10 protein-coding genes and 1 pseudogene are annotated in these 12,804 nt (G+C 66.4%); 2 read left to right on the forward strand and 9 right to left on the reverse strand.

Going from position 1 to position 12,804, the window contains the following annotated elements; genetic code table 11:
- Positions 1-19 precede the first annotated feature (19 nt).
- The 5 genes from ECTPHS_RS03550 to ECTPHS_RS03570 form a co-directional block, all read right to left on the reverse strand.
- On the reverse strand, positions 20-1,960 hold the full coding sequence (locus ECTPHS_RS03550) for an ATP-dependent DNA helicase (protein WP_008931313.1): 1,941 nt from the start codon (positions 1,958-1,960) through the stop codon (positions 20-22).
- Positions 1,957-2,574, reverse strand: a complete 618-nt coding sequence (locus tag ECTPHS_RS03555; protein ID WP_246828302.1) for a tetratricopeptide repeat protein — start codon at positions 2,572-2,574, stop codon at positions 1,957-1,959. Before ECTPHS_RS03555 ends, ECTPHS_RS03550 begins: the two co-directional genes overlap by 4 nt.
- 24 nt (positions 2,575-2,598) lie before the next feature.
- Positions 2,599-4,770 carry a GTP diphosphokinase gene (relA, locus tag ECTPHS_RS03560; protein ID WP_008931315.1) on the reverse strand — a complete coding sequence of 724 codons (2,172 nt, stop codon included), beginning with the start codon at positions 4,768-4,770 and terminating at the stop codon, positions 2,599-2,601.
- 75 nt (positions 4,771-4,845) lie between these two features.
- Entirely contained in the window at positions 4,846-7,338 is a 2,493-nt protein-coding gene (locus tag ECTPHS_RS03565; RefSeq protein WP_008931316.1) for an ABC transporter permease, read from the reverse strand.
- Complete coding sequence (locus ECTPHS_RS03570; protein WP_008931317.1) at positions 7,335-8,024, reverse strand: ABC transporter ATP-binding protein; 690 nt, start codon at positions 8,022-8,024, stop codon at positions 7,335-7,337. Before ECTPHS_RS03570 ends, ECTPHS_RS03565 begins: the two co-directional genes overlap by 4 nt.
- Here ECTPHS_RS03570 and ECTPHS_RS03575 point away from each other — a divergent pair.
- Positions 8,023-8,634 (forward strand): arylesterase, encoded by a 612-nt coding sequence (locus tag ECTPHS_RS03575; RefSeq protein WP_008931318.1) that lies wholly within the window; start codon positions 8,023-8,025, stop codon positions 8,632-8,634. The two genes, ECTPHS_RS03570 and ECTPHS_RS03575, sit on opposite strands and share 2 nt — an antisense overlap.
- A gap of 9 nt (positions 8,635-8,643) precedes the next feature.
- Here ECTPHS_RS03575 and ECTPHS_RS03580 read toward each other — a convergent pair whose 3' ends face one another.
- Entirely contained in the window at positions 8,644-9,330 is a 687-nt protein-coding gene (locus ECTPHS_RS03580; protein WP_008931319.1) for an HAD family hydrolase, read from the reverse strand.
- Between the two features lie 42 nt (positions 9,331-9,372).
- The gene (locus ECTPHS_RS03585) at positions 9,373-10,998 is read right to left on the reverse strand and encodes a methyl-accepting chemotaxis protein (protein WP_008931320.1); all 1,626 of its coding nucleotides are present in this window, start codon (positions 10,996-10,998) and stop codon (positions 9,373-9,375) included.
- 200 nt (positions 10,999-11,198) lie between these two features.
- Between ECTPHS_RS03585 and ECTPHS_RS03590 the strand changes: the two genes are divergently transcribed.
- Positions 11,199-11,657: a cytochrome c gene (locus ECTPHS_RS03590; RefSeq protein WP_008931321.1), complete on the forward strand. Its 459-nt coding sequence runs from the start codon at positions 11,199-11,201 to the stop codon at positions 11,655-11,657.
- Positions 11,658-11,712: 55 nt separating this feature from the next.
- Here ECTPHS_RS03590 and ECTPHS_RS03595 read toward each other — a convergent pair whose 3' ends face one another.
- Both ECTPHS_RS03595 and ECTPHS_RS14160 read right to left on the reverse strand, forming a co-directional pair.
- Positions 11,713-12,399: a cytochrome b/b6 domain-containing protein gene (locus ECTPHS_RS03595; protein ID WP_008931322.1), complete on the reverse strand. Its 687-nt coding sequence runs from the start codon at positions 12,397-12,399 to the stop codon at positions 11,713-11,715.
- A gap of 60 nt (positions 12,400-12,459) precedes the next feature.
- Positions 12,460-12,645, reverse strand: a pseudogene (locus ECTPHS_RS14160) (lipocalin family protein); the annotation flags it as partial.
- Positions 12,646-12,804: the final 159 nt, after the last annotated feature.

Raw genomic sequence — 12,804 nt, forward strand, 5'->3', positions numbered from 1 at the left:
ACTCGATCGGGTTGAAGGTTCAGGCTTGCGGGCAGGACGGCTCGCCCAGACCCTGCAAGAAGGTACGGGCCTGGTCAAGATCCCGGACCCGGCCCACCGGTGGCAGACTTTTCATGAAGATACGGCCATAGGACTTGGTCTGCAGACGGGGATCACACAGCACCAGCAGCCCCTTGTCATCCGGGTCACGGATCAGGCGGCCCACCCCCTGCTTGAGGGCGATCACCGCTTGGGGAATCTGCAACGACGTGAAGGGGCTGCCGCCCTCGCGACGGATGGCCTCCATGCGGGCTTCCAGCACCGGATCACCGGGCGAGGCAAAGGGCAGACGGTCGATGATCACGCAACTGAGCGCCCGCCCCCGCACATCCACCCCTTCCCAGAAACTCTGGGCCCCCAGCAGAACTGCATTACCCGCCTCGCGAAAGCGCGCCACCAGCTCCTGCCGGGGCGCCGTGCCCTGCACCAGCACGAGCCGATCCAGATGTCGGGACAGCCAGGCGGCGGCCGCCTGCAAGGCCTTGTGACTGGTGAACAGCATGAAGGTGCCACCCGGATTGGCCTCGATCACCGGCAGGGCCGCCTGCGCCACCGCCGTCGTATAACCGGGGTCATTGGGTTCGGGCAGTCCCGAGGGAATGTAGAGCCGAGCATTGGCGGCATAATCAAACGGGCTGTCCAGCTGCAGGCCACGGGGCACCCCGAGGCCCAGGCGCCGGTTGAAGTGATCAAAACGGCCATCCACCGACAGGGTGGCCGATGTGAACACCCAGGCGCTGTCACAGGCCCCGCGATGCTGGCGGAACAGTCCCGCCACATCCAGCGGAGTCAGATGCAGGCTGAAGGTCCGGGTCCAGGTTTCGTACCACTGCACCGCATCTTCCTGGGGGCCGTCGAACAGGGCCAGACGCTGGAGCAGATCCAGGACACGCCGGGCACAGCCCTCCAGGCCCTTGCCCCGCTCCGCCGCCACCTCCAGGGCCTCGGCCAGGGACTGCAGGGCCGCGCGCAACCGCTGCAAGGCTTCGTCCATGCCGGGGGTGGCCGCCAGCGCCGGCCAGGGGGCGCGTCGCATGCCCTCCCCCATGGCCAGCCGGAAATCCTTCACCGCCTTGCTCAGGCTATCCGCCCGCTCCCTCAGCTGGGGCATGTCCGGGGCCTCGTTCACCTGCTCCGAGACGGTATCACGGGCCAGTTCCAGCAACTGCCTGGCACTGAGGCTGACGCCGAAGAAGTTGCCGGCCACTTCCGGCAGCTGGTGGGCCTCGTCCAGGATGAAGGCCTCGGCCGCCGGCAGCAGTTCGCCGAATCCCTCATCCTTGAGTGCCAGGTCCGCGAACAGCAGGTGGTGATTGATCACCACCAGATCCGCCTCCTGGGCGCGACGCCGTGCCCTCAGCACGTAACACCCCGCATACTCGGGACAGTCCGTCCCCAGGCAGTTGTCCGCCGTGGAGGTCACCCGAGGCCAGATCTCCGCGTCCTCCGCCAGTTGGGACAGTTCGGCGGTATCTCCGGTGCGGGTTCCCGCCGCCCAGCGTTCCACCAGGCGCAGGGGGGCGTGCAGGCGGGCCTCCAGCAGCGCGCCTTCGGCCACGGTCAGGCCCAGGCGATGGGGGCACAAATAGTTGGAACGCCCCTTGAGCAGGGCACAGCGCACCGACAGCCCCAGCGTTCGGCAGATCAGGGGCAGGTCCTTATGAAACAGTTGATCCTGCAGATTGCGGGTACCGGTGGAGACGATGACCTTGCGACCACTGAGCAGGGCCGGCACCAGATAAGCGAAGGTCTTGCCCACGCCGGTCCCCGCTTCCACCACCAGAGTATCCTGGTCCTCCAGGGCCTGGGCCACGGCGGCGGCCATCTGCTGCTGGGGCAGACGGGCACGAAAGCCCTCGATGGCATTCGCCAGGGGGCCGTCATCCCCGAGCCATTCGGCCGCCTCGCCCGGACCGGTCATCCGGTGCGTCCCGGTTGCAGCGCCCGGGCACGCTCCAGGGCCTCCATGGCCCCCCGTTCATCCCCCCGCAGACGCCGGGCCTGGGCAATGATGCGCCAGTTGTCCGACTGCAGGGCACGATCACTTCTGGCCAGACCGTTGGACTTGGCGGCCAGGCTCTCCGCCTCGTCCGCCTGCCCCTGGTGCAGCCGCACCATGGCCAGCTGGTGCCAGAGCCGGGCATCGTCCGGGGCAATGCGCAGGGCCCGCTCCAGGGCGGCGGCGGCACGCTCGGGCTGACCGGCGGCCATGTGACGGTCCGCATCCCCGGCCAGGGCCACCACGGCGGGAGGCTGCTGGGGCCGGGCGGCGACCGGCGGCACCGGGCGCGCGGGTTCGGCGGCGGACGGACGCTGGGTCCGGGTGTCGCCGGCAATCACCGGGGCCTGGGGAGCACGCACCTCCGGCTGGAGGGCCGGGGCCGGGATCGGAGCCGGGGCCTGCGGTACCGGCGCGGGCGCCGGGACGGGCGTGCGGGGCGGCGGCCGCATGTCGGGGACGGCGGCACAGCCCGACAGCAACACCAGCAACGCCAGGGCGGCCGGATATCGGCAGGATCGGTCAAGGGATTTCACAAACGGCTCCTCCAGATGCATCGGCTAGCCGGTGGCCACCCGTCTCACCGCAAAGATGTTCGGCAGGGCGCCGATCTTGTCCATCACCGTGCTGAGTTGGCCCGTATCGTTGATCTCCAGGGTCAAATCCATGGTCACGGTGCGCTCCGCCGGGTCGGTACGGGTGGAGGCGGCCAGGACATTGACCCGATCATTGGCCAGCACCTGGGTGATGTCCCGCAACAATCCCTGACGATCAAAGGCCTCCACATGCACCACCACCGGGTAGGCCTGGCGTTCCTCGCCCCAGCTCACCTCCACCAGGCGATAGCGCTTTTCTGTGGGCATGCGCAGGATATTGACACAGTCCCGCCGATGAATGGTGACACCCTTGCCCCGGGTGATGAAACCGACAATGGGATCCCCCGGCACCGGACGGCAGCAGCGGGCCACCTGGGTGAGCAGATTGCCCACGCCCCGGATCTGGATCCCTTTTTCGCCGCTGCCGCCCTTGTCCGTGGGACGGCGGCTGCGCCGCCCCATGAGGGTTTCCTCGGCGGTCAGGGTGATGGGCACCTGCAGGGCACTGGAAAGCTGGGCCGGCGTGATCTCGCCGGCGCCGATGGCCACCAGCAGCTCCTCCCGGCTGGGCTGGTGGAAGCGCCGGATCAGTTCCTCCATATCGGGTTCGGCAACGCCCTGGCGATGGGCCTCCCGTTCCAGGATCTGGCGTCCTTCCTGGAGGTTCTTGTCATGATCCTGGAGCTTGAACCAGCTGCGTGCCTTCGACCGCGCCCGGGAGGTGCGCAGATACCCCATGTTGGGATTCATCCAGTCCCGGCTGGGGCCGCCCTGACGGGTGGTGAGAACCTCGACCCGTTCGCCGGAGCGCAGCTCGTGGGTCAGTGGCACGATGCGTCCGTTGACCTTGGCGCCCCGGCAGCGATGGCCCACCTCGGTGTGGATGGCATAGGCAAAATCCAGTGGGGTGGAGCCCTTGGGCAGATCCACCACATCCCCCCTGGGGGTCAGCACGAAGACCCGGTCCTGGAACAGCTCGGAGCGGAAGTCCTCCAGCAGTTCCCGGTCATCCTCCTGGTGCTCCAGCAGGCGTCGGAGGGAGGCGATGGCGCGCATCAGGGCCTGGTCCTCCCGTCCGCCTTCCTTGTAGCGCCAATGGGCGGCCACTCCCAGTTCGGCGAAGGCGTCCATGTCGCGGGTGCGGATCTGTACCTCCACCACCTTGCCATTGGGGCCGATGACCGCCGTGTGCAGGGATTGATAGCCGTTGTCCTTGGGATTGGCGATGTAGTCGTCAAACTCCTTGGGTATATGGGGCCAGCGGCTATGCACCACCCCCAGCACCGCGTAGCAGGTGGCGACCTTGTCGACGATCACCCGCACCGCCCGCAGGTCGTACAGATCCTGGAACTCCAGCTGCTTGCGGTCCATCTTCTTCCAGATGCTGTAGATGTGCTTGGGCCGCCCCCGCACCTCTCCTTCCACCTGCTCCTCCGCCAGCGCCCGACGCAGACGCTCGGTGAAGTCCTGAATGTACTGTTCCCGCTCCAGCCGGCTTTCTTCCAGCAGCTTGGCCACCATGCGGTAGTGATCCGGGTCCTGGATGCGGAAGGCCAGGTCCTCCATCTCCCACTTGACCTGGGCCACGCCCAGACGGTTGGCCAGGGGGGTGAAGATTTCCTGGGTCTCCCGGGCGTAGGCCCGGGCCAGGGCATCCGGCTCCTGGGACATCAGGCGCAGATGCTGCAGGCGATAGGCCAGCTTGATGAGCACCGCCCGCACATCATCCACCATCGCCAGCAACATGCGGCGCAACCGCTCGGCCTGCTCAGGGGCGCCGTCCAGTTGACCCGGAGCACTGCGGAAGGTGGTGAGCAGATGCACGTTCTTCACCAGCCGGGCCACCGGCTCGCCGAAGTGGCGGGACAGATCCTCGTCGGAAAGGCTGCCATCGAAATGGGCATCCAGCAACAGGGCCGCGATCAGGGTGTCCTTGTCCACCCCCAGTACCCGCAGGTTCTCGGCCACATCCAGGCAATGGGGCTGCCGGGGCTGACGCTCATGCTCGGCCAGGGCATGGGTCAGGGCCATGGAAAGACGCACGTCGGTCCCCCCGCCGGGAGGCGTGAAACGCGCCACCAGGGCTTCGCGGGACTCGTGAACCAGGGATGACTTGTCGTATCGGGTATGACGCATGGGCGCAGAGTATATCCATCTGTGGCTGCCGGGGCGATCTCCGCCCACCGGCAGCAGTTTCCATGGGTATTGCTATCAAGTGAGCTGACGCAGGGTGAGCAGTGGCGGCTGGCGCAGTACGGAACGGGCACCCAGCCAGCCGGCCAGGCCCACCCCCAGGGCACCGCCGCCGATGCCCAGCACCCAGAGCCAGGGGTTGAAGACATAGGAGAGATCGAACACCTGGCGGGCCAGCACCCAGCCGATGCCGCTGGCACCCGCGCTGGCCAGAAGGCCTGCCAGGGCGCCCATGACGGTAAATTCCGCCAGCAGGCCCACCAACACCTGACGCCGCCCGGCCCCCAGGGTGCGCAGGATGGCACTTTCACGCCGACGCAGATCCCGGGTGGCGTGAATGGCCGCGTAGAGCACGGTCACCCCCGCCGCCAGGGTGAACAGGAACACGTATTCCACCGCCAGACTGGCCCGGTCGATGATGTCGCGCACCTGCTGCATCAAGGCCCGCACGTCCAGGATGGTGATGCTGGGGAACTGCCTCACCATCGCCGTCAGCAGGTCGGCACGCCCCTCCGCCAGGTGGAAGCTGGTCACATAGGTCATGGGGTGATCCTCCAGCGGGCCCGGCGGTGACAGCACGAAGAAGTTCACGTTGAAGGAATCCCAGTCCACGCTGCGCAGACTGGTGACCCGGCCGGCCATGATCTCGCCGGACACATTGAATTCCAGCACGTCGCCCAGCGTAAGGCCCAGGGTTTGTGCCAGACCCTCCTCGATGGAAAACTCCCGGCCGTCGGTGTCGTCTGACCACCACTGCCCCGCCACCACCCGGTTGTCCGGCTGCGGATCACGGGCAAAGGAGAGGTTGAACTCCCGGGAGGCCAGCCGCTCCGCCCGAGGGTTGGCGAACGTCTCCGGACGCACCGGCTCGTCGTTCACCGCCGTCAGACGCCCGCGGATCATGGGGTAATAGGTCGGCGCCGGCAGACCCTCGCGCTCGAACAGCGCCCGCAGGGGCTCCACCTGGTCCGGCTGGACATTGATCATGAAGTGATTGGGGGCCTCCGGCGGCAGGCTGCCCTCCCAGCTGGAAAGCAGATCCACCCGCACCAGCGCCAGCAACAGCAGGGCCATGATCCCCAGACCAAAGGCCGCCAGCTGGACCGCGCTCAAGGCCCCGCGCCGGGACAGGTTGGCCAGACCGAATCGCAGCGCCACCCCGCCCCGGGTGCGCAGGGGCTTGAGTCCCAGCACCAGCGCCCAGGCCGCGCCCCACAGCATCACCACCGTCAGACCGGCACCGCCCAGGACCCAGGCCGCCAGCCGTACATCCCCCGCCTGCCACAGCAACAGACTGCCCAGGGCGGTCAGGGCCAGCACCAGGGCCAGCCACATGGCGGGGGGCGGCGCCCCCAGATCACGCCGCAGCACCCGCAGCGGCGGCACCTGGCCGATCCGTAACAGGGCCGGCAGGCCAAAACCCAGGGCGGTGACCACCCCCACCCCAAGACCCGTGAATGCCGGCCACAGGGATGGCAACGGCAACGTGCCCGGGAACCACTGAGCCAGCAGGGCCGCCAGGAACCCCTGGGCCAGGAAGCCGAGCGTCAGCCCCACGGCACTGGCCAGCAGGGCCAGCCAGAGGATGCGCAGGATGAAGACCTGTAGCACGAAGGCCCGGGACGCCCCCAGGCACCGCATGACGGCGCTCACATCGGACTGACGATCGCTGTAGTGCCGGGCCGCCACCGCCACCGCGCCTCCCGCCAGCAGCACCGCCACCAGAGCCGCCAGCCCCAGAAACTGCTCGCCCCGGGCGATGGCACCCTGCAGTTCGGGTCGGGCATCACCGACCCCTTCCAGACGCTCCCGCTCCGTCAGGTTCGCACCGGCCCAGTCACGAAACGCCGCCACCTGGGATTCGGTGCCGGCCACCAGCAGGCGGTGACTCACCCGGCTGCCAGGCACCACCAGCCCGGTGGCTTCCAGGTCCTCCAGATGAATCAGCACCCGGGGTCCCAGCTGAAACAGGTCTCCGCCCCGGTCCGGCTCATAGGTCAGGACCCGGGTCAGGGTCATTTCCAGATCTCCCACCTGCAATCGATCACCCACCGCCAGGCCCAGCAACTGGAAAAGGCGGGGTTCGGCCCAGGCCTCGCCCCGCCCGGGCACCTCTCGGCTTTCCCGCTCGTCCCCGAAGAGGACATCACTGACCCGCACCGAACCCCGCAGCGGCCAGCCGTCGCTGACGGCCTTGACCTCGGTGAGCTGGGAGTCATCACCGGCCATGACCACGCTGGGGAAGCTCACATGACGGGCCGTCTCCAGTCCCAGGCGCGAGGCCTCCCGGGTCACGGCCGGTGCCAGGGCGGCGGACGAGGTGATGCTCAGATCCCCTCCCAACAACTGGGTGGCCTGCTGGGACATGCCCCGCTGCACCCGGTCGGTGAAGAAGCTGACCGAGGTGACGGCCGCCACCGCGATGACCAGGGCCATGGCCAGGATGCGCAGCTCACCGGCGCGCCACTCCCGTCCCAGGGACAGCCAGGAATACCGCAACACCTGGTTCATGCCGCCTCCAGCACGCCGTCATTGAGCCGATAGCGACGCTCGCAACGGGCCGCCAGCGCCATGTCATGGGTCACCAGCACCAGGGCCGTGCCGTAGACCGCCTTGAGATTGAACAGCAGGCGGATGATCTGTTCTCCGGTCTGCTGGTCCAGATTGCCGGTGGGTTCATCGGCAAACAGTACCCGGGGATGGGCGGCAAAGGCCCGGGCGATGGCCACCCGCTGCTGCTCGCCGCCGGAAAGCTGGCCGGGATAATGGGCCATTCGCCGGGCCAGGCCCACCTGCTCCAGGGCCTCCATGGCACCGGCCCGGGCATCCCCGGCCCGCCCGGACAGTTCCAGGGTCAGCATCACGTTCTCCAGCGCGGTCAGGGCCGGCAGCAGCTGGAAGGACTGAAACACGAATCCCACCTGACCGGCCCGCAGCATGGCCCGCTGATCCTCGGTAAGACCGCCCAGGGAACGCCCCAGCAACTGAACCTCGCCGTCCGTGGGCAGGTCCAACCCCGCCAGCAGGCCCAGCAGGGTGGACTTGCCCGAACCGGAAGCACCGACGATGGCCACCACCTCGGCATTTGCCACCGTCAGGTCCACACCCTTTAGAATGGCAAGTTCACCACCCGGGCCATGAACGGATTTGACCAGACCGCTTGCCGACACCACGGCGGCAGAGGATTGAGACACCATGGGATCACGACTCCTTTTTTTTCTGTGCTTGTTGTGCCTACCCGCCGCGGCGGCGGCCGAACGTCCTGCCCTGCTGATCATGGGTGACAGCCTGAGTGCTGCCTGGGGCATCCCCGTGGAACAGGGCTGGGTGGCCCTGCTGGAACGGCGCCTGGAGGAAAGCGGTCAGGCCTGGACCGTGGTCAACGCCAGCATCAGCGGGGAGACCAGCCGCGGCGGCCTGACCCGCCTGCCCCGCGCCCTGGAACGGCACCAGCCCGAGCTGGTGATCATCAGCCTTGGCGGCAATGACGGATTGCGGGGCATCGCCCTGGGCGAAATCCGGGAGAACCTGTCCCGCATGATCCGACTGAGCCGGGACAGCGGCGCACAGGTACTGCTGGTGGGGATTCAGGTGCCGCCCAACTTGGGCAGACATTTTACCGAGAGGTTCCACCGGATCTACCATGAACTGGCCGAGGAATATCAGGTTCCGCTGGTGCCGTTCCTGCTGGAGGGGGTGGCCCTGGAGCCGGACCTGATGCAGGCGGACGGCATCCACCCCACCGCCGAGGCCCAGCCGATCATGCTGGACACGGTATGGACGGTGCTGGAGGCGGTGCTGGAATAGCCGGACGTCTCAGCGAGGCAACAGCCGGGCCGGCAGTTCCGACACCGACCGCAGGGTCAGATCCGGTGGCGAGCCGCCGCTCTCCCAGGCCAGGGAACGGGGATTGACCCAGGCGGTACGCATCCCCACCCGGGCCGCGCCACGCACATCCCGCTCCGCGTCATCCCCCACGTGCAGGGTCTCGGACGCAGCCACGCCGGCCTCGTCCAGGGCGGCGGTGAAAATCCGCGCCGATGGCTTGGCGGCCCCGGCGGCAGCGGAGGTGATCACGAAATCGAACCGATCACCGATGCCGATGTGATGCACGCAGGCATTGCCGTTGGTGATGGCGCCGATGCGGAAATGCCCCCGCAGACGATCCAGGGTCTCCAGCACGTCATCGTAGAGGGACACCTGGTTGCGGGCCTCCCAGAACACCCGGAACGCCGGTTCCACCAGTTCGTCCCCATAGCCCGACTGGGCCGCCAGGATGCGCAACCAGTGCTTGCGCAGCCGGGTCATGTCGTAGTGCAGGTGCCGGCGTTCGGCAAACCAGGCCTGACGGTGACGGATCATGGCCTCCAGGCCATGACGCTCGGCAATGCGTGGATAGTGAACCCCGAGCCAGTCATGAAAGACCCGTTCCGCGTTCTGGATCACCGGGGCACAGTCCCACAGGGTGTCATCCAGGTCGAAGGTGATGCAGCGTATGTTCATCCCGCAAGCATACCCAGTTGCGCGGTCGGAATACAGCCACGGCTAAATCCTGAATCGCTCCACCGAACTCCTGAGTTCGGCCGCCAGACGGGCCAGATCATGGGCGGCCTGGGCGGTTTCCTGGGCCCCGGAGGAGACGTCATGACCGCTCTCGCTGATGCGCACCACATTCTGGTTGATGTCCTCGGCCACGACGCTCTGTTCCTCCGCCGCGCTGGCGATCTGTCCGCTCATGTCGGTGATGGTGCCCACCGCGGCGACGATGGTGCGCAGGGACTTGTCCGCCTCGCCGGCTCCGGCCGAGGTGTCCTCCGCCCGCTTGCGGCCCGACTGCATCACCTGCACGGCGGCCCTGGCGCCATCCTGCAGCGTCTTGATCATGGACTCGATCTCCCGGGTGGAGGTCTGGGTCCGGCTGGCCAGGGTGCGCACCTCGTCCGCCACCACCGCAAACCCGCGTCCCTGCTCCCCGGCCCGGGCGGCCTCGATGGCCGCGTTCAGGGCCAGCAGGTTGGTCTGCTCGGCAATGCCCTGGATGACGTCCAACACCGCCCCGATCTTCTCGCTGTCCGCCTCCAGCTTCTGGATCACGTCGGCGGCGCGGCTGATCTCATCCGCCAGTTCCTGGATGGCCCGGATGGCCTGGGTCGAGATGGCCTGGGATTCGCGGGATTCGTCGTTGGCCTTCGCCGCGGCCGCCGATGCCTCCGAGGCACTACGAGCGACCTCGACCACGGTGGCCGTCATCTCGTTCATGGCCGTGGCCACCAATTCCGTCTGGGACTGCTGCTCACCGACGCGACGCAAGGTCTGATCCGTCACCGTGGAAAGCTGTTCCGATGCCGCCGCCAGCTGGGCGGCGGCACCACTCACCTGTCCCAGAATGTTACGGAAACTGTCCCCCATGTCGTTGAAGGCACGAGCGACCCGAGCCAGTTCGTCATTTCCTTCGACCGGCACCCTGACCTGGAGATCCCCCTGGGCCATGCGACCGCTGGCAGTGACCAACTGGTCCATGGAGGCAGTGATCCGTCTCATGAGGAACCACCCGGTCGCCCCCGTGACGGACACACCCAGCAACAGGATCAGTATCATTCCGTTCTGAATGCGCTGGTGAAACACCAGGGATTCATCGTAAACCTGCCGCCCCACCTCCAGCTGAAGGTTCATCATTTCCCGCAGAATGTCCGTGGTCTGCTGATAAGTGCCGGCCAGATCACCCATCACGATTCGCTCACCTTCCTGCCAGTTCCAGGATTGCAAGGCACCCACCACCGGATCGAATCCCCGGCGCTGAAGCTCGCTGCGCCGGGCGTCGAAACTGCTCGCCAGCTGGGCTTCACGGGGAGTGAGATAAGTCTGCATGTACTCCGCCCAGATCCCGTCCATGGCCCGCTGATTCTCCCGGACCCGGGCGATGGCTGCGTCGATCACTTCCTGCCTGGGGTCACTCAGTGCCATCCGCAGGCTCATGCGGGAACTCATCAGCATTTCGCTGATGGATCCCAACTGTCCCATAGGCACCAGCCTGTCGTCGTAAACGGTCTTGAGCTGTCGTTCCACCTGAGTCATGCCCATCAGCCCCACGAACGCGACACCCGCCATCAGGAGGATGCCTGTCAGGATCATGAAAATGAGGCGCTGGCGGACGGTCAGATGGATTCCCATGACATGCTCCTTGAGTGTGGCTGCCTTTGACCTGGAGGAGATCGCTCCTCCAAGGCAAAAGAACGATCATAGACAATGTCGGCCAACACGGGCATTACTTGAACAGGGTCCGGTCATGGATCTGTATCGGGCGTTACATACTTAGAAGGAATTGATAGACTTGCCCCTCGCTGATTCAGTAACAATGGAGAGACGACACCATGAAGACCACAGCAAGGGCACTGATCGCCGGACTGGCACTGACTTTGGCCGCGGGTACCGCGTGGGCCGTGGAAGCGGATGATGCCATCGAGTATCGCAAGGCCGTGTTCCAGGTCTTCAAGTGGAACATGGGGCCCATGGGCGCCATGGCCCAGGGCGACAGACCCTTTGACCGCGAGGTCCTGGCCAAGCATGCCGAACAGATGGCCCGCACCGCCGATCTGCCCTGGCAGGGTTATGTGGACGGTTCCGATCTGGGTGACACCGCCTCCAAGCCGGAAGTGTGGACCAACCGCGCCCGCTTCGATGAGCTGGCCCGCAATTTCGAGGCTCAGGCCGCCCGTCTGCTGGAGGTGGTGAACAGTGATGCCGGCGAGCGCGAGATCCGCATGGAGATCGGTCGCCTGGGTCAGGCCTGCCGGACCTGTCACGATGATTTCCGGATTTCCCGCCGCTGATCCGGGAGGCAGGGGGGCCGCCCCCCTGCCATGCCCGAGGGGAAACCCTCCGGCATCAGGGAATGTAGGTGATCCCCGCCCACACCAGAGCGGAACAGACCGCCAGCAGCAGCACCGCCCACCACACGTTGGCAAACTTCACATCCTCGGCCCCGTACCAGGTCACCCGCTTGCGCCCGGTGATCATGGGCAGGATCAGGTTATCCCGCTTCAGCAGCCAGTACAGCAGCACGGCCGTGACATGGATGCCCACCATGATCAGGATCAGGTCGAAGTTGAGCTTGTGCAGACCGGTCAGCCAGTCACTGGTGGACGAAGACACCATGCGGGCGAAGGGTCCCCGGTTGAAGATCTGATCATTGGCAAACAGACCGGTGAAGGACTGGAACATCAAAAGGCCCAGCATGATCATCACCGCCCAGCCCCCCATGGGATTGTGACCGGGATGCCGATGGCCGTCGCCGGTGAACAGGCCCTTGAAATACTGGAACACCGTCACCGGACCGGCGAGAAAATCCGAGAAGCGGGCCGACCGGGTCCCCATCACCCCCCAGAGGATCCGGAACAGCAGCAGGGCGATCAGTGCGTATCCCAGCCACATGTGCCAATGCAGGGTCATCACGTCCCGGCTGGTGTACCACAGCCCGAACAGCAGGATCACCAGGGACCAGTGAAAGAGCCGAGTGGGCAGATCCCAGATCCGGATGATCTTGCCGTAATGTCTTGCATACCCCTTGTCCATGAAACCTCCCGATGGCAGTCGTCACAGCCGACCATACCAAAAACAGCGGCTGAAAGTACCTCAATACCCCGTCATCTCCACATAGCCCCGTCCGGTCACCTCGCCTGCCTCCAGCACATCCACCGCCCCTTCCCAGTAACGCACCGAAAGATCCATCTCCTGATCCGGACGCACCGCCCGGATCTCCATTACCCGCCCCTGCACCGGCAGATGCAAGGGTAATGTGCCCTGGCCTGGAGTGCGCCAGAGATGGCCGCGCGCATGCTGGCGCTTTACGGCGAAGTCAGTCACGGCGCCCGGGTTGACGGGCTGTCACGAGACATTCCGTAGCGCCGGACGGATTGCTATAATCGACCGCCCTGCACCCAGAGGCGGCCGATGCCCATGGCGCCGTCCCCGGTTCCC

The sequence above is a fragment of the Ectothiorhodospira sp. PHS-1 genome (genome assembly GCF_000225005.1).
Classification (GTDB): Bacteria; Pseudomonadota; Gammaproteobacteria; order Ectothiorhodospirales; family Ectothiorhodospiraceae; genus Ectothiorhodospira.